Origin of the sequence: Salinimicrobium sediminis (assembly GCF_900215295.1) — a bacterium.
Lineage (GTDB): Bacteria > Bacteroidota > Bacteroidia > Flavobacteriales > Flavobacteriaceae > Salinimicrobium > Salinimicrobium sediminis.
The window spans coordinates 275,598-300,364 of the sequence record NZ_OCMF01000004.1; the positions used below are offsets into that span (position 1 = coordinate 275,598).

At 43.1% G+C, this 24,767-nt stretch carries 19 protein-coding genes; 16 read left to right on the top strand and 3 right to left on the bottom strand.

Features of this window, described 5'->3' with window-relative positions; genetic code table 11:
* On the top strand, nt 1-1,122 hold the full coding sequence (locus tag CRO16_RS14185; protein ID WP_097057050.1) for a peptidylprolyl isomerase: 1,122 nt from the start codon (nt 1-3) through the stop codon (nt 1,120-1,122).
* Nucleotides 1,123-1,198: 76 nt separating this feature from the next.
* On the opposite strand, the gene CRO16_RS14190 is transcribed toward CRO16_RS14185, so the two are convergent.
* Nucleotides 1,199-2,662, bottom strand: coding sequence for an aminoacyl-histidine dipeptidase (locus CRO16_RS14190; RefSeq protein ID WP_097057051.1), 1,464 nt, complete (start codon nt 2,660-2,662; stop codon nt 1,199-1,201).
* 340 nt (nt 2,663-3,002) lie between these two features.
* Here CRO16_RS14190 and CRO16_RS14195 point away from each other — a divergent pair, with 340 nt between their 5' ends.
* The 3 genes from CRO16_RS14195 (at nt 3,003) to CRO16_RS14205 (ending at nt 8,421) form a co-directional block, all read left to right on the top strand.
* The gene (locus tag CRO16_RS14195; RefSeq protein ID WP_097057154.1) at nt 3,003-4,073 is read left to right on the top strand and encodes a DUF3810 domain-containing protein; all 1,071 of its coding nucleotides are present in this window, start codon (nt 3,003-3,005) and stop codon (nt 4,071-4,073) included.
* Nucleotides 4,074-4,142: 69 nt separating this feature from the next.
* Nucleotides 4,143-7,097 carry an amidohydrolase family protein gene (locus tag CRO16_RS14200; RefSeq protein WP_097057052.1) on the top strand — a complete coding sequence of 985 codons (2,955 nt, stop codon included), beginning with the start codon at nt 4,143-4,145 and terminating at the stop codon, nt 7,095-7,097.
* A gap of 10 nt (nt 7,098-7,107) precedes the next feature.
* Nucleotides 7,108-8,421: an amidohydrolase family protein gene (locus CRO16_RS14205; RefSeq protein ID WP_097057053.1), complete on the top strand. Its 1,314-nt coding sequence runs from the start codon at nt 7,108-7,110 to the stop codon at nt 8,419-8,421.
* Nucleotides 8,422-8,476: 55 nt separating this feature from the next.
* Here the strand turns inward: CRO16_RS14205 and CRO16_RS14210 are convergent, their stop codons facing one another.
* Nucleotides 8,477-8,920: a hypothetical protein gene (locus CRO16_RS14210; RefSeq protein ID WP_097057054.1), complete on the bottom strand. Its 444-nt coding sequence runs from the start codon at nt 8,918-8,920 to the stop codon at nt 8,477-8,479.
* A gap of 108 nt (nt 8,921-9,028) precedes the next feature.
* On the opposite strand from CRO16_RS14210, the gene CRO16_RS14215 reads away from it, so the two are divergent.
* The 5 genes from CRO16_RS14215 to CRO16_RS14235 all read left to right on the top strand — a co-directional run bounded on the left by CRO16_RS14215 (nt 9,029) and on the right by CRO16_RS14235 (nt 15,273).
* The gene (locus tag CRO16_RS14215) at nt 9,029-9,859 is read left to right on the top strand and encodes a TrmH family RNA methyltransferase (protein ID WP_097057055.1); all 831 of its coding nucleotides are present in this window, start codon (nt 9,029-9,031) and stop codon (nt 9,857-9,859) included.
* Between the two features lie 173 nt (nt 9,860-10,032).
* Complete coding sequence (locus tag CRO16_RS14220) at nt 10,033-11,265, top strand: M48 family metallopeptidase (RefSeq protein ID WP_097057155.1); 1,233 nt, start codon at nt 10,033-10,035, stop codon at nt 11,263-11,265.
* A gap of 44 nt (nt 11,266-11,309) precedes the next feature.
* Entirely contained in the window at nt 11,310-13,511 is a 2,202-nt protein-coding gene (locus CRO16_RS14225; RefSeq protein WP_097057056.1) for a RelA/SpoT family protein, read from the top strand.
* 23 nt (nt 13,512-13,534) lie between these two features.
* Nucleotides 13,535-13,990: a Fur family transcriptional regulator gene (locus tag CRO16_RS14230; RefSeq protein ID WP_097057057.1), complete on the top strand. Its 456-nt coding sequence runs from the start codon at nt 13,535-13,537 to the stop codon at nt 13,988-13,990.
* Between the two features lie 11 nt (nt 13,991-14,001).
* Nucleotides 14,002-15,273 (top strand): adenylosuccinate synthase, encoded by a 1,272-nt coding sequence (locus CRO16_RS14235; protein WP_097057058.1) that lies wholly within the window; start codon nt 14,002-14,004, stop codon nt 15,271-15,273.
* 194 nt (nt 15,274-15,467) lie between these two features.
* On the opposite strand, the gene CRO16_RS14240 is transcribed toward CRO16_RS14235, so the two are convergent.
* Entirely contained in the window at nt 15,468-16,871 is a 1,404-nt protein-coding gene (locus CRO16_RS14240) for a glycosyltransferase (RefSeq protein WP_097057059.1), read from the bottom strand.
* Between the two features lie 136 nt (nt 16,872-17,007).
* Here CRO16_RS14240 and CRO16_RS14245 point away from each other — a divergent pair, with 136 nt between their 5' ends.
* The 7 genes from CRO16_RS14245 (at nt 17,008) to CRO16_RS14275 (ending at nt 24,661) form a co-directional block, all read left to right on the top strand.
* Nucleotides 17,008-17,250 (top strand): hypothetical protein, encoded by a 243-nt coding sequence (locus CRO16_RS14245; RefSeq protein WP_143544553.1) that lies wholly within the window; start codon nt 17,008-17,010, stop codon nt 17,248-17,250.
* A 164-nt stretch (nt 17,251-17,414) separates the two neighbouring features.
* Nucleotides 17,415-19,262 (top strand): OstA-like protein, encoded by a 1,848-nt coding sequence (locus CRO16_RS14250; protein ID WP_097057061.1) that lies wholly within the window; start codon nt 17,415-17,417, stop codon nt 19,260-19,262.
* Between the two features lie 4 nt (nt 19,263-19,266).
* A complete protein-coding gene (locus tag CRO16_RS14255) occupies nt 19,267-20,448 on the top strand; it encodes an aspartate aminotransferase family protein (protein ID WP_097057062.1) in 1,182 nt (393 codons plus the stop codon).
* A 104-nt stretch (nt 20,449-20,552) separates the two neighbouring features.
* Nucleotides 20,553-21,953 carry a tetratricopeptide repeat protein gene (locus tag CRO16_RS14260; RefSeq protein ID WP_097057063.1) on the top strand — a complete coding sequence of 467 codons (1,401 nt, stop codon included), beginning with the start codon at nt 20,553-20,555 and terminating at the stop codon, nt 21,951-21,953.
* A gap of 33 nt (nt 21,954-21,986) precedes the next feature.
* A complete protein-coding gene (locus CRO16_RS14265; RefSeq protein WP_097057064.1) occupies nt 21,987-22,940 on the top strand; it encodes a DUF368 domain-containing protein in 954 nt (317 codons plus the stop codon).
* Complete coding sequence (locus CRO16_RS14270) at nt 22,912-23,934, top strand: DUF368 domain-containing protein (RefSeq protein WP_097057065.1); 1,023 nt, start codon at nt 22,912-22,914, stop codon at nt 23,932-23,934. The genes CRO16_RS14265 and CRO16_RS14270 overlap by 29 nt, the downstream gene beginning before the upstream one ends.
* Nucleotides 23,927-24,661 (top strand): shikimate dehydrogenase family protein, encoded by a 735-nt coding sequence (locus tag CRO16_RS14275; RefSeq protein WP_097057066.1) that lies wholly within the window; start codon nt 23,927-23,929, stop codon nt 24,659-24,661. Before CRO16_RS14270 ends, CRO16_RS14275 begins: the two co-directional genes overlap by 8 nt.
* Nucleotides 24,662-24,767: the final 106 nt, after the last annotated feature.

The following is a 24,767-nucleotide window of genomic DNA, read 5'->3' on the forward strand; positions in this document are numbered from 1 at the left end:
ATGAAGAAAATCAGTTTTTTAATTTTATCCAGCATCTTTTTTGCTTTTACTGCCTGTAATGAAGAATATCCGGACCTTGAAGACGGAATGTACGCCGAAATAAAGACCAACTACGGTACCGTACTGGCAGAACTATATTATAAAGCTACTCCAATGACCGTGGCGAGCTTTGTTTCTCTTGCTGAAGGAAAAAGCACTATGGTCGAAGAGCAGTACAGAGATAAACCTTTTTATGACGGACTAGTCTTCCACCGTGTGATCAAGGATTTTATGATCCAGGGTGGTGATCCCCAGGGAACCGGAAGTGGTGGCCCGGGCTACAAATTCCCTAACGAGATCGTGGATACGCTTAGACATGATTCTAAAGGAATTCTTTCTATGGCCAATTCGGGTCCTAACACTAATGGAAGTCAGTTCTTCATTACTTTAAAAGAAACCCCATGGCTTGACGGCATGCATACAGTTTTTGGAAAAGTGGTCCAGGGACAGGAAGTAGTTGATAAAATAGGTGAGGTGGAAACAGGACCGGGAGATAGACCTGTAGAAGAGGTCGTGATCCAGGAAGTGAAAATTGTAAGAAAAGGAGACGAAGCCAAAAACTTCGATGCCCCTAAGGTGCTTATTCAGAAACTACAGGACTTCAAATTAGAAGCAGAAGGCAGGGAGAAGAAAATGAATGCTCAAAGAGAGGCAAACAAACAGCGCTACGAAGGGCTGAAGGCTGATGCCAAAGAGCTTGAAAATGGACTAAAAATGACCATTTTAGAAGAAGGAGATGGTCCACAACCTACTTCCAGCGATACAGTACTTGTAAATTACCAGGGGTATTTAGCTTCAGGAGACATCTTTGATACTAATATTGAGAAAGTTGCCGAGGGAGCAGGAATTCTTAACCCAAGAAGACAGGAAATGGGCGGCTATTCTCCCATGCCAGTGCAGTATAGTCCGGAAGCACAAATGATTCCGGGATTCAAACAAGGAATTCAACAAATGCAGGTTGGAGATAAAGCTGTACTGTTTATTCCTTCTCATTTAGGATATGGAGAAAGAGGTTATCCCCCGGTAATTCCACCATCTGCAGATCTTATTTTTGAGGTCGAACTGGTAGGAATCCAGGAGTAAGTTCAGATTTTTCAAAAACAAGAGGCCTGTCAAAAAGTGATTTTTGACAGGCCTTTGTTTTTAAATCTTTTCAGGATTATTTCTTCTCCGGAATGTTCTTCAATACTTCTAGCACGAACTTCCAGTATTTCTGAGCAGAAGAGATGCTCGCTCTTTCATCTGGCGAATGGGCACCTCTAATGGTGGGTCCAAAGGAGATCATGTCCATTTCGGGATAGTTCTTCCCGAGGATTCCGCATTCGAGTCCGGCGTGACAGGCGGCGATGTCGGGTTTATCTTCATTCATTTTTTGATATAGCTCGTCAAGAACTTTTAGAATTGGAGAATCCATGTTAGGTGCCCAACCGGGATAAGCTCCCGAAAGTTCCACTTCAAAACCAGCAAGTTCAAAACCTGAACGTATGCTGTTGGCCAGATCTGTTTTTGAGGACTCTACTGAAGAACGGGTTAAACAAAGCACTTCAATTTTTCCATTTTTGACAGTTACCCTGGCCAAGTTGTTTGATGTTTCAACCAGTCCATCAATATCGGGACTCATCCTGTACACGCCGTTAGGAACAGCATAAAGTGCTTTCACCAAAAGCTCCTGCACTCCCAGCCCCATTACTTTTTCGGGGGCTTCAGTTTCGGAGATCTCAATATGCAGCTTTGGCTCCAGAGACTTGTATTCCTGTTGAATTTGCTGGATCAATTTTCCCATTTCCGAAGAAAAATCTTCTTTCTGGATCTTATCGACCACAACTACAGCCTCACTTTCCCGCGGAATAGCATTTCGAAGTCCGCCGCCGTTGATCTCTGCGATCCTCATTCCGAAGTTTTCAAAGCCACCAAACAGGATACGGTTCATCATTTTATTGGCATTACCCAGGCCTTTTATAATATCCATTCCTGAATGCCCCCCCTGCAGGCCTTTAACAACTATCTTATAAGCTACAGTATCGGCAGGCACCTCTTCTTCTTTATAGGTACGGGTGGCGGTAATATCTACTCCCCCGGCGCAACCTATTCCAATTTCATTATCTTCTTCGGTATCCAGGTTGAGCAGGATATCTCCCTTTAAAATACCCGGTTTCAGGCCCATGGCACCGGTCATTCCTGTTTCTTCATCAATGGTAAAAAGAGCTTCAAGGGCAGGGTGTTCTATTTCCTTACTTTCAAGGATGGCCATCATTGTGGCGACTCCAAGACCGTTGTCGGCTCCCAGGGTTGTACCTCTGGCCCGAACCCAATCCCCATCCACATACATATCTATTCCCTGTTGGTCAAAATTGAAATTGGAATCATTATTTTTTTGATGGACCATGTCTAAATGCGACTGCAGCACAACGGCTTTTTTATGCTCCATTCCGGGAGTAGCAGGTTTCCTTATGATCACGTTCCCTACTTCATCCACTTCGGTCTCCAGCCCAAGATTGTTCCCAAAGTTCTTCATGAACTCTATCACTCTTTCTTCCTTTTTGGAAGGTCTGGGTACAGCATTAAGATCGGCAAATTTATTCCAGAGTGGCTTTGGTTCCAAAGCCCTTATTTCTTCATTCATATTATTGGTTTTAAGTTGGAGAACAAAGATAGGAAGAAATCAGGGTTTACTTTCTTTACCATGAATTCACGGGTATTTTTAAAGTTGACCGTAGAAAGTGGGCAGAGAACAGCAGACAGAAGACTGTAAAGAAATTATTTTTGCCACGAATTCACGACTGATCTTTCTCTTTCAGTTTTATCACCTCTCCCACCCCGTCAGCCGCGACGGACAACCTCCGGAGGAAGGGAAGGAAACGAGGTACAATAAATAATTCGTGATTTCGTGGCCAACTATCACTTATTTCACTACTTAATTCCCACTCCTCAATACTATCACCTAAAAATCCTATTTTTGAGTGGTGAATAAAAAAGCTGCTTTAATCCTTGCCCTGTTCCTGCCGGTTCAGCTTATCCTCATCAGGATCCTGAGCGGGTACCCGCATTTTGTGGAGCAGTGGTACAGCAACGGGGTCTATCCCTTCACCTCTGCCCTGCTGCGAAGAGGCCTTGGATTATTACCTTTTTCATTGGGAGACATCTTATACACCCTACTGGGGATCATGATCATAAGGTGGTTTGCACTCAGGGTACAGCAAAGATTTAGGGAGCCCAAACGATGGATCATCAATGGGATCGCTTCTCTTTCCCTCATCTACTTCTGTTTCAATCTTTTTTGGGGTTTTAATTATTACCGGCTTCCGTTGCACCAGTCTCTTGAAATAGAAGACGATTACACTACCGAAGAATTGATCAACCTCACCCGGGACCTTATTAAAACCTCCAATGAACTTCATTTAGAACTTGCGGAAAATGATTCGGTTAAAGTAGAAATGCCTCATTCTAAAAAAGAACTGCTGGAATTGTCAATTGCGGGTTATTATAATCTTGAAGAGAATTTTCCCGAGTTGGATTATAATATTCCAAGCCTTAAAAGATCTCTCTACAGTCTTCCCCTCACCTATATGGGTTTTAACGGGTATTTGAATCCGCTGACCAATGAAGGGCAGGTGAATACTTTGATTGTACCTTACAAAATTCCCACTACAGCCAGTCACGAAATTGGACATCAACTCGGTTTTGCAAAAGAAAACGAAGCTAATTTCCTTGCCTGCCTCACCACCATGAATCATGAGGATCCTTATTTCAGATATTCCGGGTACACTTTTGCATTGAGTTATTGCCTTAGTGAACTATACCGGAGAGATGAAATTCTGGCAGAAGAATTACTCGGGGAAGTCAACTTCGGTATAAAGGAAAATTACAGGGAGGTACAGGAGTTTTGGGCAAATCATGCCAATCCCTTTGAACCTTTGTTCATGTATACTTACAATACATTTTTAGTAGCCAATAATCAGCCCGGGGGGATGCGCAGTTATAGTTATGTGGTAGCACTCCTGGTGAATTATCACAAGAGCAGGGGGAAATTGTAAGGCATTGCCATTCTCGATTTTTTTATAACTTACCTGCTTGAAATTTTTTACCCAATCCTAAATTACTTTATGAAATTAAAAATTTTACTAGGCTTGCTGCTTTGTGTCGTAACCGGGCTGCAGGCGCAGGAGTATTTTCCTAAAAATGATGCCGTCAAGGCCGGGGTGAATACCAACTTCACCGTTTTCAAAAATGCCAATATCTATGTTGATCCTTCCAATTATATCACCGGTGGAATGCTGGCGGTGCGTGAGGGTAAAGTGACTGCTGTAGGCAAGAACATCAAGATTCCCGCTAATGCTGTGGTGATCGACCTTAAAGGAAAAACTATTTATCCTTCCTTCATTGACCTCTACACTAACTTCGGAATTGAGGCACCAAAGGCAGAGAACAATTCCAACCGTGGAAATCCCCAGTATGATGCTACCCGGGAAGGATATTACTGGAATGATCATATCAGACCTGAAACCACAGCCCTGGAGAGTTTTAAATATAACGATACTGAAGCTGAAGAACTTCGGAAGCTGGGCTTTGGGGTGGTAAATACTCATATGCCCGACGGAATTATTCGTGGTACAGGAATGCTGGTCGCCCTTAATTCTGAAGGCACTCTGGGAGATCGCATCCTGGATGAAGAATCTGCTCAATACTTCTCTTTTGATAAAAGTGCCAAATCGCGTCAGGTCTATCCTTCTTCAAAAATGGGAGCCATGGCACTGCTGAGACAGACCTATCTTGATGCCGACTGGTACTCAAAAGGCAAGGCAGATAATAAAGACCTTGCCCTGGAAGCCTTCAATGAGAATAAAGGTCTCCTGCAGATCTTTAAAACAGATAATCTTCTGGATGAATTGCGTGCCGATAAGGTGGGGGATGAATTTGGAGTGCAATACGCGATAGTCGGTAGTGGGAACGAATTCGAAAGGCTTGACGCCATTAAAGCCACCAATGCTCCTTTCATTGTACCGGTAGATTTTCCCGAACCATATGATATGGAAGATCCATACATCGCAGCATATGCGACTTTGGGAGACATGAAAGAATGGAACCAGGCTCCGGCTAATCTCAGGATGATGGCGCAATCAAATATCCCTTTTGCGATCACCTCTAAGGATGCAAAAAAGAATTTCCGGGAAAATATTTTAAAAGCTGTAGAATACGGACTTGACAAAAACACAGCTCTTGCTGCACTTACTACTGTTCCTGCAAAACTTATAGGTCAGGAGAACAGCCTGGGATCTTTAAAAGAAGGAGCATGGGCGAATTTTATTATCACATCTGGTGATTACTTTGATAAGGAAACTACCATTTATGAAAATTGGGTGCAGGGAAAAAGATCGGTGATCGAAGATATTGACCTGGTGAACCTCAACGGCACCTATGATGTAAAGGTTGGCGGTAATTCTTATGAGATGAAGGTTACAGGAGAAGCCGGCAAGCCTAAGGCTGAAGTGAAACTCAACAACAATAAGATTGGATCCAAAATAAATTATAAGAATAACTGGGTGAATATCCTGCTTTCAGCTCCAGATACCACTAAAGCCGAATATACCCGCCTTAGTGCCAAAATTCCTGAAGACGCAAAAAGCTTCAGCGGAAAAGCCATTTTAGGAGATGGTAGTGAAACTTCTTTCACTGCAACAAGAACTGCGGAAGCTTCAGCAGATAAAAAAGATAAAAAACCTGAGCATCCGGAAATATTGCCGGTAACTTTTCCAAATATGGCTTATGGCTTCGAAAGTCTTCCGAAGCAGGAAAACATACTATTCAAAAATGCCACGGTGTGGACTAACGAGGAACAGGGAATTGTGCAAAATACCGATGTGCTGGTGCGCAACGGAAAGATAGCCGAAATAGGAAAAGATCTTAATGCCCGCGGAGCTAAGGTAGTCGACGCTACAGGGAAACACCTTACCTCGGGGATCATAGATGAGCATTCTCATTTAGCGGCTTCAGCGATCAATGAAGCAGGCCACAACTCTTCTGCCGAAGTACGTATGGAAGATGTTGTAGACCCAGATGATATTGGCGTTTACCGCAACCTGGCAGGGGGTGTCACCACCATGCAGTTGCTGCACGGATCTGCCAATCCTATTGGAGGGCAGTCGGCAATTCTAAAAATGAAATGGGGAGCTTCGCCTCAGGAAATGGTCTTAGACAATTCTCCAAAATTCATCAAATTTGCTTTGGGTGAGAATGTGAAGCAGGCGAACTGGGACAGTAATGTAAGATTTCCGCAAACACGAATGGGTGTGGAACAGGTTTTCATAGATTACTTTACCCGCGCCCGTGAATATGAAGCGCAGAAGAACAGCGGAAAGCCTTACAGAAAGGATCTTGAAATGGAAACCCTGCTGGAGATCCTCAATGGTGAAAGACACATCACCGCCCACTCCTACGTGCAAAGCGAGATCAATATGCTTATGGAAGTTGCAGAACAACTTGGCTTTAAGATCAATACTTTTACCCACATTCTTGAAGGCTATAAACTAGCCGACCAAATGGCTGAACATGGCGCCGGAGGTTCTACTTTCTCTGACTGGTGGGCATATAAGTATGAAGTCAAGGACGCGATCCCTCAAAATGCTGCCATTATGCATAATGCCGGAGTAACAGTTGCTATCAACAGTGACGACGCCGAAATGAGCCGGAGATTGAATCAGGAAGCAGCCAAAAGTGTCAAGTACGGTGACATTTCTGAAGAGGAAGCCTGGAAATTTGTAACGCTGAATCCGGCGAAACTGCTTCACATCGATGATCGTGTGGGTAGTATCAAAGAGGGTAAGGATGCAGATCTTGTACTATGGAATGCCCATCCTCTTTCGGTATATGCAAAACCGGAAAAGACAATGATCGAAGGGGTTGTTTATTTTGACCTGGAGCGCGATAAAAAATTACGCGGGGAAGTGGAAAAGCAAAAAAACCTGCTCACCACTCAAATGCTGAAGGCCAAGAACAATGGTTTAAAGACTCAGCCGGTCAAAGATTCCAAAAAAGAAGAAATGCACTGTGACACCCTATAATTATATGAGTATGAAAAATTTAAAACAATATATCCTGCCGGTCCTGCTTTTTATTTCAGGTTCTGCATTCGCACAACAAACTCCGGCGCCAGAGCAGTCCCGGCCTGTCACCATTGTAGGGGCAACGGCTCATATTGGGAACGGGGAAGTAATCGAGAATAGCCTTATCATTTTTCAGAATGGAAAAATAACTACGGTGAGCGACGCAAATTCCAGCGACCGCCAATATCCCGGAACTGTAATAGATGCAAAAGGAAAACACGTCTATCCAGGATTTATCGCACCGAATTCAAGTTTGGGTCTGGTGGAAATCGATGCCGTACGACAATCTGATGACGAAGATGAGCTGGGAGAATTGCTTCCGCATGTAAGAAGTATCATTGCGTACAACGCCGAAAGTCAGGTAGTGGAAAGTATGCGACCAAACGGAGTGCTTGTGGGACAGATCGCTCCCCGCGGGGGAAGAATTTCCGGAACATCTTCCATCGTGCAGTTTGATGCATGGAACTGGGAAGATGCAGTTTTAAAGGAAGACGACGGAATCCATGTGAACTGGCCAAACAGTGTTCGCAGAGGTCGCTGGTGGGAAGGTGAAGACCGCGGGATCAAAGCGAATGCTGACTACCAGGAAAATGTAAGAACCCTTTCGGATTTCTTCAGGAATGCAAAAGCCTATCTGGCAGGATCTCAGGAACAGGCTAATTTGCCTTTCCAGGCCATGAAGAAGGTGTTTACCGGAGACCAAAAGGTGTATGTTCATGCCAACGGCGAGAAGGAGATCATTGACATCCTTACATTTAAAAAAGAACATAATCTCAATAACCTGGTGTTGGTAGGAGGATATGATGCTTTAAAAGTGGTAGACGAATTAAAAGCAGCAAATGTTCCGGTGCTTGTAGGCAGGGTTCACAGTACACCTAACCTGGAAGACAATCATTACGACCTTCCTTATAAACTGGCTCATTTGCTTCAGCAGGAAGGCCTTCTGGTAGCACTGGAGACCAGCGGCAGCATGGAAAGAATGAACAGCAGGAATTTGCCCTTTTATGCAGGTACAGTAACCGGTTATGGTGCCAATAAGGAAGACGCATTAAAAATGATTACCCTTAATACAGCAAAGATTTTAGGAGTCGATGACAGCCTTGGAAGTCTTGAAGCCGGGAAAGACGCGACCCTCTTTATAAGTGAAGGTGACGCGTTGGATATGCGCACCAATAAAGTTTCACAAGCTTTTATCCGGGGCCGTGAAATTAGTCTGGAAAGCCACCAAACCGAACTCGCAAAAAGGTATTCAGATAAATTTGAACAGCAGGAAAAAAAATAATTTCCAAAAATGTCATTTTAGAGACTGCCTGAAAAATAATTTTCAGGCAGTTTTTTTATACTTTGAAATCTTCTGAATTAAGAACTACCTGAGTGGATGGCAGCACCGGTTTCGGGTCATCTTCGGCAGTGATAAAAACTCTCATTGGCTCATATGGGGTGCTGGTATTTAGTTCCCCGTTATTCTTCCTGTTGATGTCGAGATTCCCAATGTTGATCGTGCCGTGCTGTTTAGTCACCATCCACACCACGTAATGCCTTCGGGCGGGAGTCAATCGTTCGGGTCCTGCAAGATTACTCACTTCCAGTTCGATCCCATAATTGTTATTGTCATCCCTGTCCACCTTTAGTACCGCCTCTGCAGCAGGCACCACCTGGGAAACAGGAAAAACCACTTTTTTGGAGCAGGCGCTCACAAGGATTGCGGCAAAAATAAAACTCAGGATCCTGAAGGAATCTTTCATTTTTAAAAAGTTCTTTTTGTTGTTTTTCTTTTCCATAAACTTGTTTTCCTGTTAATTTACCTCTTTTTTCTCAATAATCGAAAAATAGTAGGGGAAGGCCTGCCTTCCTCCTCTTCACTACTTTAACTTTTCTATCTTTGTTTCATGCAAAAATTCATTAGCAGCCTTCAGAATCCTAATGTGAAGAGGATCCTACAATTACAGGAGAAAGCCCGGGCGCGAAAAAAAGAAAATGCCTTTGTAGTAGAAGGTGTTCGGGAAATACATCTGGCAATCAAGGGAGGATATAAACTGAAGGAGCTTTATTATAATCCGGAGCTCTTTCCTGCTGAAAAAGCGGAAAATTTGATCCCTTTTCCTGCTGATTTGACCGAGCTCTCTCCCGAAGTTTATGAAAAAATCGCTTACCGCGGAAGCACCGAAGGTGTTACAGGCATTTTTGAAGCTAAAGAACTTTCTCTGGAAAATGTTCAGCTTAAAAACGAAAATCCGCTGATCCTTATCGCCGAAGCACCCGAAAAACCCGGAAATATAGGTGCACTTCTACGTACGGCTGATGCTGCCGCGGTAGATGCCGTGTTCATTGCCAATCCCAGGACCGATCTTTTTAATCCCAACATCATTCGCAGCAGCGTGGGCTGTGTTTTTACCACTCAGCTGGCCACGGGTACAACTTCCGAAATTATTGCCTTTCTAAAGCAGCATAAAATTGCCATTTTTGGAGCCGCTTTACAGGCATCCGTTCCTTACGACAGCATAGATTTTACCCAGGCCGCAGCCATAGTAGTTGGAACAGAGGCTACCGGCCTTAGTGAGGAATGGCGTGAAAATTCCACTCAAAACATCGTTATCCCCATGGCAGGAGAGATCGATTCCATGAATGTTTCGGTCGCTGCGGGAATTCTTGTTTTTGAGGCCAAAAGACAAAGGCGCTCAAGCGCAATTTCTGGTTCAAAATTCAAGATTCATAATTAAAAATTTAAAATCTGGCACTTGGTGTCCCATCTGAATTTACGCACTTCGAGGAATCTTTAAGTTTTTAGCCTGAACCTTTGGTTATTCTCTGTTCACTTTCCTTTTCCCTCTGTTTGGGATATGGTGCTTGTAATTTGGAATTTCAATTTATATTAGCTCAAAACTCACAGACATTGACTGCAAATACTCTCTTCTACATTATACTGGCCATTATCATAATTGATTTCTTGGTAGATCAACTACTGGATGCGTTAAATGCCCAACATTATAACGACCCTGTACCGGATTCCCTAGCCGATGTTTTTAATGAAGAAGAATATAAGAAGAGTCAGCAGTACAAGATGACCAACTATAGGTTTGGAATACTGTCTTCGACCTTTTCACTCATTGTTTTGCTGCTGTTCCTGTTTTTGGATGGATTCGATTTTGTAGATCAAATAGCAAGATCGGTTTCAGATAATGCTATTGTGATTGCCCTTGTCTTTTTTGGGATCATCATGCTGGGAAGTGACCTTTTGTCGCTTCCGTTTTCATGGTACCACACTTTTGTGATTGAAGAGAAATTCGGTTTTAATAAAACCACCCCAAAAACTTTCATTTTAGACAAGCTAAAAGGCTGGGGAATGATGATCGTGCTCGGCGGCGGAATCCTTGCGCTAATTGTGTGGTTCTACCAAATCGCGGGTGAAGATTTTTGGTGGTATGCCTGGATCCTGGTTGCGGTATTCAGCATTTTCCTGAATATGTTCTATGCGCGACTCATAGTTCCTTTGTTTAATAAGCAAACTCCGCTTACCGAAGGTTCTTTGAGAGAAAGCATCGAAGCCTACGCACAAAAAGAAGGTTTTACCCTGGAAAAGATCTTTGTCATTGACGGCTCCAAAAGAAGTACCAAGGCCAATGCCTATTTTTCGGGCTTCGGAAATGAAAAAAGGGTGACGCTATACGATACCCTGATCAATGACCTGGAGGAAGAAGAGATCGTGGCGGTACTGGCGCACGAGGTAGGCCACTACAAGAAAAACCATATCATCATCAACCTCATCATCAGCATTCTTACTACCGGCTTCACATTATGGCTACTGTCGCTCTTTATTGGTAATCCATTGCTTTCCGCAGCATTAGGTGTGGAACAACCGGGCTTCCATATAGGACTGGTTGCTTTTGGTATCCTGTACAGCCCGATTTCAGAAGTAACCGGGATCATCATGAACTATTTGTCCAGGAAATTTGAATACCAGGCAGATAACTTTGCGAAAAATACGTATAAGGCACAGCCTTTGATCAATGGGTTGAAGAAGCTGTCAAAGAACAGCCTTAGCAATCTCACCCCGCATTCTGCTTATGTGTTTGTACATTATTCACATCCGCCGCTGTACAAGCGTTTCCGCAATTTGCAGGGATAAATGTATTGCCTGTTTTTAATCTTAATCGTACTTTTATTCTCATGATGACGGAAGCCGCTATTGAAAAAGAAAACAAGGACATTGCCCAGCAGTATAAAGAACTGCTGCGCATAAGTTACCAAACGCTTTCTGAAGAAGACAAGAAATTGATAAGGCAGGCCTTTGATGTGGCAGTTGATGCCCATAAGGACCAGCGCCGCAAATCGGGTGAAGCTTATATTTTTCACCCCATTGCTGTGGCCAAGATCGTAGCTTCAGAAATAGGTTTGGATGCGACTTCTATTGCAGCTGCCCTACTTCATGACGTTGTAGAGGATACCACTTATTCCTTGGAGGATATCAAAAGATTATTTGGCGATACTGTTGCGCGTATCGTTGATGGCCTTACAAAGATTTCCCATTTAGAGCATGATAAGGACGTATCCCTGCAGGCAGAGAACTTTAGAAAAATGCTGCTTACCCTCAACGACGATGTGCGGGTGATCATCATTAAGATCGCAGACCGGTTGCATAACATGCAGACCATGGACTCCATGCGTACAGATAAGCAGGAGAAGATCGCTTCAGAAACCCTTTACATTTATGCACCCCTCGCCCATAGGATAGGGCTCTATAATATTAAAACTGAACTGGAAGATCTCGGTTTAAAATATACCGAACCCGAAGTTTATAACGAGATCCTTCAGAAAATTCGCGAAAGCAAAGAAGAGCAGGATAAATACATTGGAGAATTTACGCAGGTGATCAAAGACTCTCTGGATAGGGAGCAAATGCAGTATACCATAAAGGGAAGGCCAAAATCCATTTATTCTATCCGTCGCAAGATGAAGAACCAGAATGTTGGTTTTGACGAGGTGTACGATAAATTTGCTGTGAGGATCATCTATAAATCTGAACCTTCAAACGAAAAGTTCCTTGCCTGGAAGATCTATTCTATAGTTACAGATCACTTCAGGCCGAATCCAACCAGGCTTAGAGATTGGATCTCGTCCCCAAAATCCACGGGTTACGAAGCTCTCCATATCACTGTAATGGGTCCAAAAGGACGTTGGGTAGAAGTGCAAATACGAAGTGAACGCATGAATGAGATCGCAGAAAAAGGTTATGCGGCCCACTATAAGTACAAACAAGGCAATGGCGAGGACGGTCTGGAAGAATGGGTAAATAAACTTCAGGAGGCCCTGGAAAATTCGGAGGTTAATGCGGTGGACTTTGTGGAGCAGTTCAAGCTGAACCTTTATTCTAAAGAGATCTTTGTATTTACTCCGCAGGGGGAATTAAAATCTCTTCCTAAAGGAGCTACTCCACTGGATTTTGCTTTCAGCATTCATACCGAGGTCGGTTTAAGAACACGGGGAGCCAGGCTCAACGGAAAACTTGTCCCCTTAAGCACTACCCTGAACAGTGGAGACCAGGTGGAGATCATCACTTCAGAAAAAGCAAAACCCAATTCCAACTGGCTGGACTATGCCACCACGGCAAGAGCGAGGGCAAAGATCAAATCTTCTTTAAAAGAAGAGAAGAAGAATATTGCCGAAGAAGGAAAAGCCATTCTCGCAAGAAAGTTGAGGGCTCAAAAAATACCTTTCAACGAAAAAACAGTGAATGAGCTGGTGATCTTTTTTAAGCTAAAGACCAGTCTTGACCTTTTCTATCGGGTGGGAGTGGGCACCATAGACAACCAAAAGCTTAAAGATTATGCTGCTTCCCGCAGTAATGCGCTGGTTAGCTTCTTTAAGAGCAAAATGAGGAAGTCTCCCTTGGTTGAAGATATTGACCGGGATGAAATTACCGCAAAATATGATCAACTGGTTTTTGGTAGAGATGAAGAAGTCCTGGATTACAAACTGGCGAACTGCTGTAACCCCATACCCGGGGATAATGTTTTCGGGTTTATTACTGTAAGTGAGGGAATAAAAGTTCACAAAAAGGATTGTCCTAATGCCATCCAGTTGCAGAGCAATTTTGCCTACAGGATCATTCAGGCAAAATGGAAAGATTCAACGCAGGAGGAATTCAAGGCTGTCATCAAATTAACCGGAATAGATAATATCGGGCTGGTAAATGATGTCACAAAGGAGATCTCCAACAACATGAATGTCAACATTAAAAACATTAATTTTGACAGTAGCGACGGAATCTTTACCGGAAGGATCACAGTGGTGGTAAAGAACAACAGTATCCTGAAGAAATTGATGGAACACCTCAAAAAAATAAACGGTATAGATAAGGTCTCACGTGAATAATCTTATACCTTTGCACCCATATCATGAGCAAGAAAGTAGTCAATAAAAATGACCAGGCCATTGTAAAGAATGTCTTTACAAAATACCTGGAAGAAAAAGGACACCGCAAAACACCCGAGCGTTTTGCCATCCTGCAGGAGATATACAACAGTGAAGAACATTTTGATATAGAATCTCTTTACATCAAAATGAAAAACAAAAAGTATAGAGTAAGCCGGGCGACTTTATACAATACCATTGAGCTTCTTTTGGAATGCGGGCTGGTGAGAAAGCACCAGTTTGGAAATAATCAGGCACAGTACGAGAAATCTTATTTTGACCGCAACCATGACCATATCATTCTTACAGATACGGGAGAAGTCATTGAATTCTGTGATCCCAGGATCCAGTCCATTAAACAAACTATTGAAGAGGTGTTTGACATTGAGATCAGCACCCATTCCCTCTATTTTTACGGAAACAAAAAAACAACCGAATAACCTGAATTTTTATGGCAGTAGACTTACTTCTTGGATTACAATGGGGAGATGAAGGAAAAGGAAAGATTGTAGATGTATTTACCAAACAATATGACATCATCGCCCGCTTCCAGGGAGGCCCAAATGCCGGTCACACCTTAGAATTTGACGGCAAAAAGCATGTGCTTCACACGATTCCTTCGGGAATTTTTCATGAAAACGCAGTAAACCTCGTGGGTAACGGGGTTGTGATTGATCCTGTGATCTTCAAGAGAGAACTTGACAACCTCACGAAGTCCGGCGTGGATTATTCAAAAAAATTAATAATTTCAAGGAAGGCACATTTAATACTACCTACACATCGCCTGCTCGATGCTGCCAGTGAGGCTTCAAAAGGCAAGGCTAAAATTGGCTCCACCCTTAAGGGGATTGGTCCTACTTATATGGATAAGACCGGGAGAAACGGGATTAGAGTGGGGGATCTGGAGCTAAGCGACTGGAAAGAGAAATACCGTACCCTTGCAGACAAGCATGAAGCGATGATAAGTTTCTATAATGTGGATGTTCAATATAATCTGGAAGAGCTCGAGGCAGAATTCTTTAAGGCTATAGAAACCCTTAAATCACTGCAGTTCATTGACAGTGAGGAATATCTTTATCAGGCTCAAAAAAGCGGAAAATCCATTCTTGCTGAAGGCGCCCAGGGTTCATTACTGGATATCGATTTTGGAACCTATCCTTTTGTTACCTCTTCAAATACTACGGCAGCAGGTGCCTGCACCGGTTTAGGGGTAGCACCAAATCAAATCAAAGAGGTTTTCGGAATCTTTAAGGCTTACACTACCCGTGTGGGTAGCGGACCTTTTCCAACAGAGCTTTTTGATGAGGACGGAGAAAGAATGGGCCGTATTGGGAAAGAATTTGGTGCCACCACTGGAAGACCCCGTCGTTGCGGCTGGTTGGATATGGTTGCATTAAAATATGCCGTACAGGTTAGTGGGGTTACCCAATTGATCATGATGAAGGCAGACGTTTTAAGCGGTTTTGAAACCCTAAAGATCTGTACAGCCTATAACTATCGCGGAGAAGAGATCACTCACCTGCCTTATAATATTGAAGCTGAAAATGTAACCCCTGTTTACACCCATTTTAAAGGCTGGAAGGAAGATCTTACCAAACTTAGTTCGGCTGACGAATTACCGAAAGAGCTTAAGGAATACATTACCTATATCGAAAAAGAACTGGAGATCCCAATCAAGATCGTTTCTGTAGGACCGGACAGGCTACAGACCATTGAAATGTAAATTTCAGAGTCAGGAACAAGGAGACAAGAACCAGGACCGGATTACGTTCTAAAATAATAAAGACCTCACAAGTTTCAGAAACCTGTGAGGTCTTATTGTTTTATCCCGATTGTTTTTTTGCTTTTAATTCAGCTCAGTCTGTCGTTTCCAACACTGCAACTGCGCACTGAATACTTAGCACTGCCCACTAATAATTATCCTCTGGTAAGCCAACCTCTTTTGCTCGCTGTTGCGATAGCATAAGGCGTGATCCAGAACAGGCCAAAGGTGTAAAGGATACTATAGGAATACGCCCAGAAGGATTCAGATAACTTATACTTTTTAGCATAGAACAGCACAGGGAAACTTGACCAAATCAAGATGCTGAAAAGTGTTGAAGCCAGGAACAATACCGGATCCATAGAGATGAAGAAAATCATCATTAGAATGGTGGGATAGCTCATCAATAGTTTCAACACCTGATTGAGAAATAAGACCCGTGATCCTGTTTTTGAACCCTCACGAAAATCGGTGAATACATATTTCGCCATGGCAATATTCTCCCGTACGTTACTTCTCCCCCATCTAATGAACATTTTATATAGCCCGGTGTATTTTTCAGGTACATTGGTATAGGCAAATGCATTTCTCTGGAACAGCACATGGTATCCCTGTTTAAGGATCATATTGGTCATTGCACGATCCTCTCCAATGTCTGAGGGACGCCCCATAAAAGTTTGGTTGATCCATTCATCCAGGCAACCGAAAACAGCTTCCCTCCTATAGGCCGCCAAAGCTCCAGGGGTACAAAGCACCGATTCCAGGCTGCTTTCAGCAGAACGTACGAATTCGAAGCTTAAAACAAAACTTACATCGAGCATTTTGGGCAACAAGGCTTTTTGTCCATTGTTTAGCACACGAATATTTCCTGCTACTGCTCCACATTTGTCGTTTACAACAAACGGGCTTACCAGGTTTCGTAAGGTATCTGCACTAACTTCAGAATCACTATCTACAGTCACAAAAACTTCTCCTGTACCCAGGTGGAATCCGCGGTAAAGCGCGTGACGTTTTCCTTTGTTCTGAGGTTGCTGGTAAATATTCACGCGATCGCCAAGATCTTCCTTAGCTTTTTGCATCCATTCCCAGGTATCATCCTTACTCCCATCATCAATCGCCAGTAACTCCAGTTTTCCTTCAGGATAGTCACTTTTCGCCAGGCTCATCAAAGTTGCCCACACCTGTTTTCCTTCATTATATGCAGGAACGATTACAGTTACTGTTGGCAGCTCTGCATCTGTTACCGAAGCAATAGGTTTATACCTCAGATACAGGTAAAGGTTATAGAAAAAGAATCCGGCTCTAAAAAGAAGCAGGGAACCTGTTACCGTCAAAATGGCTATTCCCCAGTTGGAATCAAGTCCGGATAAATTATACCGGCTAAAGTCATTCTGAAGTACATAGACCAGGTATGCGGCACCAAAAAGCAGGGCCAAACTTAGCGCTCTGACAAGAATTCCTTTAAGGTGTCTCGGTTTTTCTTTCTGAAGATCATTTGAAGCAGATTTCTCTGCGGAATTATTAATTTGAATTGGAGCTGTTATGCTATTATTTTTCATTCCTTTTATATTCTTATTTGTTTTTGGTCCTAACGGTGTTAACTACCAGTAGGACACCTGCCACACTTAGCAATCCACGTACCAAGAATTTAAAAGGCTTCAGTTTAACATTCTATGCATTACTAAAGATTAAAAATTGGGGAATTTCTCTACACCTTTTCCGGGATATACCCACAAAACTCCCACATTTGGGGCTATGATGGAACAGGCTGTACCTCTAAATATTTTGTTTCAGCCAAACCTTTTCTCTATAAAAAACTTTATTTTCTTCTGGCGGGACATATTTACCGTCGCCCGCCATGCTTTGAGAATGGGCTGGATCAGTAAAGATCAGTTAGACACCATCAAGAAAAGCTGCGAAGAAGACGCTGAAGAATAATTCGAACCTCTTTTTGTCAAAAAAGCTTAGGGAAATAATCCTGTAGCACAAATACTGCTGTACTTCAAAACAGGCAGCATAATATTCACATCATGGACAGTTCGAAAATATGCGTTGGCATAAAGTCTTCAGGAATTCACTACTTTTGACACAAAATTTTTCAATTGAAAAACACGCGCTCTTATCATACTTTTTTACTGCTTTTGCTGTGCGGCTTTACGGTTTTTGCACAACAGGGGCGGCAAATAGAATATGACAGCGACCGTACCATTGTGAATGAGGAGCGCTACCCCGGCGCTTTTATTCTGAGCAAAGTAGATAACCAGGTGGTATTTACCCATGAAGGGATCAAGGTGTGGTGTGACCAGGCGATACTGTATGACGAAGAAAATTTCTTTAAAGCCTATGGAAACGTGCGTATGGAACAGGGCGACACGATAACCATGACCAGTCAATATGCCGAATACAATGGAGATACCCAGTTCGCTTTTGCCAGCGGAAAGGTATTTATGCGAAATCCCCAATCCAGTCTGCAAACCGACACCTTATTCTTTGACCGTAATAAACAACAGGCCTACTACCGCAGCGGCGGAACCATACGAGATACTGCCAGCGTTCTAAAAAGCCGCATTGGCCGATATTATCTGGAGCAGGAGAAATATTCCTTTGCTTCGGAAGTAGTGATCACCAACCCGGATTATGTTTTGCAGTCTACCCAATTGGATTTCTATTCAGAAAATGGACACGCCTATATGTATGGTCCATCCACGATTACCAGTGAGGCATCTACAATTTACTGCGAACGCGGATTCTACGACACCCGTGGCGATACCGGCTATTTTGTAAAGAATTCCAGAATAGACTATGAAAACCGCATTTTAGAGGGTGATAGTCTTTACTTCAACCGGAATACCAATTTTGCGTCAGGGACCAATAATATAAAAGTTACTGACACCGTAAACAAAAGTGTCATTAGAGGACATTATGCCGAAGTTTTCCGCGACAAAGATTCGGTTTTTATAACCAGGAGAGCGGTTGCGGTAGCTCTTCAGGAAAAAGATTCCGTCTACATCCATAGTGACACGTTGATGGTTACGGGTAAACCTGAAGATCGGGTGATCCGCGGTTTTTATGATGTGCGGCTTTTTAAGAGCAACATGAGCGGGAAGAGCGATTCCATTCACGTAAGGGAAAGAACCGGTCTAACGCAAATGCTTGGAAACCCTGTGGTTTGGTCAGAAAACAATCAGCTAACCGGAGACACCATTCATTTGATCAGCAATGTGGAGACAGAAGAAATGGATTCTCTCAAGGTTTTCGACAATGCTTTTATGATTCAGCAGGATTCCCTTGGCGGCTATAATCAGCTTAAGGGGAAAGAGATGTACGGGAAATTCAGGGAAAATGAGCTTAAGCAGGTGGACCTTGTAAAAAATACCGAAACGCTCTACTATATGCGGGATGATTCAGGGCAGCTTATTGGGATCAACAAAACCCTTTCAAGCTCTATAAGCATCTTTTTTGAGGACAGGAAGGTAGAGATGATTGATTATATTCAAAATGTCGAAGGCACTATTTATCCTGAAGAAGACCTGCCTCCAAATGCCAGGGAGCTTTTAGGCTTCAACTGGCGGGGAGAGGAAAAACTGAATTCGATAGAAGATCTTTTTGCAGGAGAAGAGGAATATGAGCTCACTCCTATTCGCGGAATTCCATTACCAGAAGAGGAAGAAGGCTTTTTTGAAAATGGAGAGTCAGATGAACATTTGCTGAATGAAAAGTCCAGACTTCGTCTTGAAGATCTGCAGGAAAGGGCCGGGGACACCATCCCCGGGCTTCAGGAAAATACTGTTCGTGACAGCATAGCCCAACCCGAACCTCTTATTGGACCTGAGCTCCTGGAAAGCTTACCTGCCAATGATACTATACAGCCGGGGAATAACGAGCCGAGGCCTGAAACACGCGGGGATACAGTCTCCCCTGCTGTGATCCCACAACAAAAAAAGAAGTAAGCATTTGAAAGAGGATTTTCTAAAATATCAGGCGCAAACTTCGCCTTATCCGCTGGCGCTGGAAGTTTCACATGCTTCAGGCTCATACATTTACTCCACAGATGGCCGTAGGCACCTCGATTTCGTTGCAGGAGTTTCGGCCTGTACCCTGGGTCATTGCCATCCCCGGGTGGTCAATGCCATAAAGGAGCAGGCAGATAGGTATCTGCATGTTATGGTCTATGGGGAATACGCACAGGGTCCTGCTGTAGAATTATGTAAGCGACTTGCTAAATATTTACCTGCTCCTCTTGAGAAGACCTATTTAACCAATTCGGGTACCGAGGCCATTGAAGGAGCCTTAAAACTGGCGCGCCGCTATACCGGTCGCACCGGAATTATCGCTGCCAAAAATGCCTACCACGGCAATACTATGGGATCCCTGAGCTTGATGACCTATGAAGAACGTCAAAAACCCTTTCGCCCTTTAATTCCCGATGTCTCCTGGATCGAATTCAACAATGAGAAGGATTTGGAGCAGATCACAGAACATACTGCAGGAGTCATTTTGGAAAGCATCCAGGGCGGCGCTGGATTTATTCAGCCGCAGAATGATTATCTTAAAATGGTAAAAGATCGCTGTGAAGAAGTTGGAGCCTTACTTATCCTGGACGAGATCCAACCCGGCTTTGGGCGCACGGGAAAATTATTTGGATTTCAGAATTTTGACATGGTGCCCGATGTTGTGGTAATGGGCAAAGGAATGGGCGGAGGAATGCCAATAGGTGCTTTTACCGCTTCCGGACAAATGATGGATACGCTGAGTCACGATCCCAAGATGGGACATATCACCACCTTTGGTGGCAATCCCGTGATAGCTTCGGCAGCATTAGCAACTTTAAAAGAGCTGGTTGAAGGAAAACTGGTAGAAAAAACTCTTGAAAAGGAAAAACTCTTCAGGGAATTGCTGGTGCATCCGTTAATAACTGAGGTGCGTGGCCGTGGATTAATGCTTGCTCCGATCTTAACTTCCGAAGAAATTGTAAACGAATTGGTGCTGAGAGCCCAGGATAAAGGCCTTATCCTGTTCTGGTTGCTTTTTGAAGGAAAAGCTGTCAGGATCACGCCTCCGCTGACAATTTCCGAAGAAGAAATAAGAGAAGGTTGCGGCATAATTATTGACATATTGAATGATTTAACGCAGTAAACGCTGATTGTTGATTACTTTGTTAACAACAATTTTAGACAAATCAGGTGTCGCTGTAGAACATTTATAACTTTAATACTGTAGAAATCAGTAACAAATAGCTTATGCAATTGAGCCATAACGAAGAAAACAATTTCTCCCTTACTCGTTTTGAATCGATGCTGAAGACGAATGATGTATTGTTTTTTGATTCCGAGGAATTTGAGAACATTATTCATTATTATTTAGAGAACGGAAAAATTGCCCTTGCCAAGAAAGCTGTAAAGCTGGGACTTTCTCAACACCCTACCTCTGTTAACCTAAAGTTGCTACGGGTAGAAATCCTTGTCTTTGAAGATAAGCTGGACCAGGCAGAAAACATACTGAACGAAATTTACGATCTGGAATCTTCCAATGAGGAGATCTATATTCAAAAAGCTAATATACTTTCCAAAAAGGATCTGCATCAGGAAGCTATTCAAATGCTGGAAACAGCTTTGGAGCTTACCTATGATGAAGCCGATGTCTATTCCCTTTTAGGGATGGAATACCTGTTCCTTGAAGATTTCGAAAATGCAAAGCAAAATTTCATGAAATGTCTTGAAGCCGATGAAGAAGATTATTCGGCTTTATATAACATCATGTACTGCTTTGATTTTCTGGAACAAAAGCAAGGCGCTATTGACTACCTCAACACCTTCCTTGACAGGAATCCTTATTCTGAAGTAGGCTGGCACCAGCTCGGAAAACAATATTTTGATCTTAAAAATTATATAAAAGCACTTTCATCTTTCGATTTCGCGATCATAAGTGACGATACTTTTATAGGAGCTTATCTTGAAAAAGGAAAGGTCCTGGAAAAACTGGGCAGGTACAATGAGGCCATAGAGAACTACACTATCACTATGGATCTGGACGATCCTACTTCTTTCGCTTACCTTAGAATTGGAAAGTGTTATGAAAAACTCGGTCTTGATGAACTGGCACTAAAGAACTACAGGCAAACCGTACATGAAGATCCTTTGCTCGATAAAGGCTGGATCGCCATTACAGATTTCTTTTTTAAGAAGAAGAACTATCAGAAAGCTTTGTACTATATCAATAAAGCCATCAATATTGATGGTGAGAATGTGTTGTACTGGAAAAGGTATGCCCGTATCAATAATAAGCTGCAGCGCCTGGAGGAAGCCGAAAGGGGTTACCGCAGAAGCCTTGAGCTTGGAAATTATGAGCTGGAAACCTGGATCAAACGCTGTGATATTTTAATCGATCTTGGAGAATTTGAGGCGGCAGTACAAAACCTGCTTCAGGCCACAGAATTCTACCCGGAATCTGTTGAGGTTGAATACAGACTTGCAGGGCTTTATTTCATGTTACATGAACCTGAAAAAGGGAATTTCCACCTTAATACAGCCCTAAAGATGGATTCGGAATACTACATCATCATTGAAGAGCTTTTCCCATCGATCTTTGCCAGGAAATCTGTAAAAGACAAAATTAGCCTGCACCTTAAATCCTGTAGTTAATTCTGTTAACTTTGCGCCTTTCAAATTCAGGCGATGCGACGAAGTTTTAAAGATTACCTTATTATCTCGGTTAAAGGAATGGCAATGGGAGCTGCAGATGTGGTTCCCGGAGTGTCGGGAGGCACCATTGCCTTTATTTCAGGAATTTACGAAGAGTTGATCAACACCATAAGCGGGGTAAAGATTGGCCTACTAAGGACCTGGAAAGAAGCCGGGTTTAAAGCCATGTGGCAGGAGCTTAACGGCAATTTCATTGTCGCGCTTTTATCGGGTATTCTTTTAAGCATCTTTACCGTGATGAGACTGGCAAATTACCTGCTGGAAAATCATCCTATCCTTATCTGGGCCTTTTTCTTTGGATTGGTATTGGCCAGTGTGTATTACGTTGCAAAGCAGATCCCAAAATGGACCTTCAATGTATTTTTGTTTTTGCTCATCGGTGCCGCAATAGCTTTTTACCTGTCTTCCCTGCCTCCAATGGCGGCAGCGGCTAGTGAACTGTTCCTGTTCTTTGCCGGCGCAATAGCTATTTGCGCGATGATCCTTCCCGGTATTTCTGGTGCTTTTATTCTGGTGCTGCTGGGAGCTTATAAGACAGTAAGTGAAGCCGCCCATGATTTCGATATTAAAACCCTTGGTATAGTTGCCCTGGGAGCTGTTTTTGGTTTGCTTTCTTTTTCGAGGTTGCTCAAATGGCTTTTTGTAAACTACAGCACCCTCACCCTTGCAACCCTTACCGGGTTCATAGCCGGTTCCCTCAACAAGATCTGGCCATGGAAGCTAACCCTTGAGACCGCACAATACGGGGACAAGTCAATTGTGATAAGGGATCAGTCGGTATTGCCCTGGAATTTTGACGCAGAACCGCACACCTACCAGGCCTTTATTTTAATGCTTGCCGGGTTTCTTGTTATTCTTATCTTAGAGGGCCTCGCAGAGAAAAAACCGGTGCAGGAAAATGCAGCAAACCCGAACACTAACCGATAAAATATTTCTTGTTATCAAAGGTATCCTAATGGGTGCCGCCAATAAAGTTCCGGGAGTATCGGGAGGTATGGTTGCTTTTGTTGCGGGCTTTTACGAAGAGTTTATCTTTTCCCTAAAACGCATCAACCTAAATTCCCTTAAGCTCATCGTTAACGGCAGGTTTCGCAGTCTCTGGTATTACACCAATGCCAAATTCTTATCGCTGCTTATCCTGGGGATGGTGATAAGCTATTTTTCGGTTTCCCTGCTGCTCGATTATCTCATCACTCATTATGAACTCTATGTTTGGGCAGCTTTCTTTGGGATGATCCTTGGCTCCATCTATTATATCAGCAAAGATTTCGAAGAGTGGAACCGGCGGAATATTGGTTTCATGCTGCTGGGCGTTATTGCAGGGGTAAGCATCAGCTTTTTAGAACCTGCGGCTCAAAACGACAATTTATGGTTCGTCTTTTTTTGCGGCATCATAGGTGTTTCCGGGATGACGTTGCCGGGTTTATCCGGTTCCTTTATATTGATCTTACTCGGGAATTATGTTTTACTCCTGGTAGATTCGGTCAATGCCCTTTACCTTACAATTGCTGAAGTCTTTACCTGGGATTTCTCATTCGCACAGGATGAAGAGCGAAAACGTCTTTTACAGGTGCTTCTGGTTTTTACTTTAGGTTCTCTGGCAGGTCTGGTTAGCCTTTCCCATATTTTGGGATACCTCCTGAAGCATTATAAAAATGCCACTTTTGCCGTGATCATAGGTTTTATAACGGGTTCGCTTGGTGTGGTTTGGCCGTGGAAAAAAGCAGTTTTTCGTCGGAATGAAGAAGGTATTTTTCTATTCGATAAGACCGGAAACAGGATCATCGATAATTACGACAGGTACCTGCCGTCATTCCACGAGCTGAGTACCTGGATAGCCATTTTCTTAATCATTACAGGAGCATTGTTGGTGTTATGGCTGGCCTGGGCCGAACTTAAAAGTAAGAAACAGGATGCGTAGATTCGGACTTCTTGGCAGGAATATCTCCTACTCTTTCTCCAGAACTTATTTTACACAAAAATTTGCTGCGGAAGGCATTGAAGCCGTATACGAGAATTTTGACCTGCAGCATATTTCTGAATTTCCGGAGGTGCTTCGGAAGCATCCTGACCTTAAAGGTCTAAATGTCACAATTCCTTATAAGGAGGAAATTTTTTCATTTTTAGACCGCCTTGATCCTGAAGCTTCAACCATAGGCGCGGTAAATACCATTAGATTTGAAAATAACGGCAGTCTCTCCGGGTTTAATACAGATTACGTAGGTTTTACAAGCGCAATTAAACCTTTCCTGAAACCACATCATCAAAACGCCCTCATCCTTGGCACCGGCGGCGCTTCAAAGGCAGTACATTATGCGCTTAAAAAGCTAAAAATCAACCCTCTTTTTGTTTCGAGAAATCCTTCCGAAAATTCCATTTTATACGAGCATATTTCCTCAGAGCTCTTGAAAGAATATACTGCGATCATCAACACTACCCCTTTAGGTACCTTTCCTAAAACTGAAGAAATCCCGGCAATTCCGGTAGAATTTTTAAGTAAACAGCATCTGGTTTTTGACCTGGTTTATAATCCGCCGGAAACCCGGTTGATGCAGTTAGCACGACAACAAGGTGCCACTGTTTTAAATGGTCAGAAAATGCTGGAACTTCAGGCCGAAAAAGCCTGGGAAATCTGGAACCGCAGCTAAGGCTTTCAGGACATTTTTCACTTCACAAATAGCCCGAAACCTTTGTTAGGTACGCGGGGAGTTGTTATCTTTCAGGATTAATAAGTAACGACGAACCTAACATTGA

Coding starts and splice junctions, on each gene's coding strand:
- CRO16_RS14185 (WP_097057050.1), top strand. CDS start 1: ATGAAGAAAATCAGTTTTTTAATTTTATCCAGCATCTTTTTTGCTTTT.
- CRO16_RS14190 (WP_097057051.1), bottom strand. CDS start 2,662: ATGAATGAAGAAATAAGGGCTTTGGAACCAAAGCCACTCTGGAATAAA.
- CRO16_RS14200 (WP_097057052.1), top strand. CDS start 4,143: ATGAAATTAAAAATTTTACTAGGCTTGCTGCTTTGTGTCGTAACCGGG.
- CRO16_RS14205 (WP_097057053.1), top strand. CDS start 7,108: ATGAAAAATTTAAAACAATATATCCTGCCGGTCCTGCTTTTTATTTCA.
- CRO16_RS14210 (WP_097057054.1), bottom strand. CDS start 8,920: ATGGAAAAGAAAAACAACAAAAAGAACTTTTTAAAAATGAAAGATTCC.
- CRO16_RS14215 (WP_097057055.1), top strand. CDS start 9,029: ATGCAAAAATTCATTAGCAGCCTTCAGAATCCTAATGTGAAGAGGATC.
- CRO16_RS14225 (WP_097057056.1), top strand. CDS start 11,310: ATGACGGAAGCCGCTATTGAAAAAGAAAACAAGGACATTGCCCAGCAG.
- CRO16_RS14230 (WP_097057057.1), top strand. CDS start 13,535: ATGAGCAAGAAAGTAGTCAATAAAAATGACCAGGCCATTGTAAAGAAT.
- CRO16_RS14235 (WP_097057058.1), top strand. CDS start 14,002: ATGGCAGTAGACTTACTTCTTGGATTACAATGGGGAGATGAAGGAAAA.
- CRO16_RS14240 (WP_097057059.1), bottom strand. CDS start 16,871: ATGAAAAATAATAGCATAACAGCTCCAATTCAAATTAATAATTCCGCA.
- CRO16_RS14260 (WP_097057063.1), top strand. CDS start 20,553: ATGCAATTGAGCCATAACGAAGAAAACAATTTCTCCCTTACTCGTTTT.
- CRO16_RS14265 (WP_097057064.1), top strand. CDS start 21,987: ATGCGACGAAGTTTTAAAGATTACCTTATTATCTCGGTTAAAGGAATG.
- CRO16_RS14270 (WP_097057065.1), top strand. CDS start 22,912: ATGCAGCAAACCCGAACACTAACCGATAAAATATTTCTTGTTATCAAA.
- CRO16_RS14275 (WP_097057066.1), top strand. CDS start 23,927: ATGCGTAGATTCGGACTTCTTGGCAGGAATATCTCCTACTCTTTCTCC.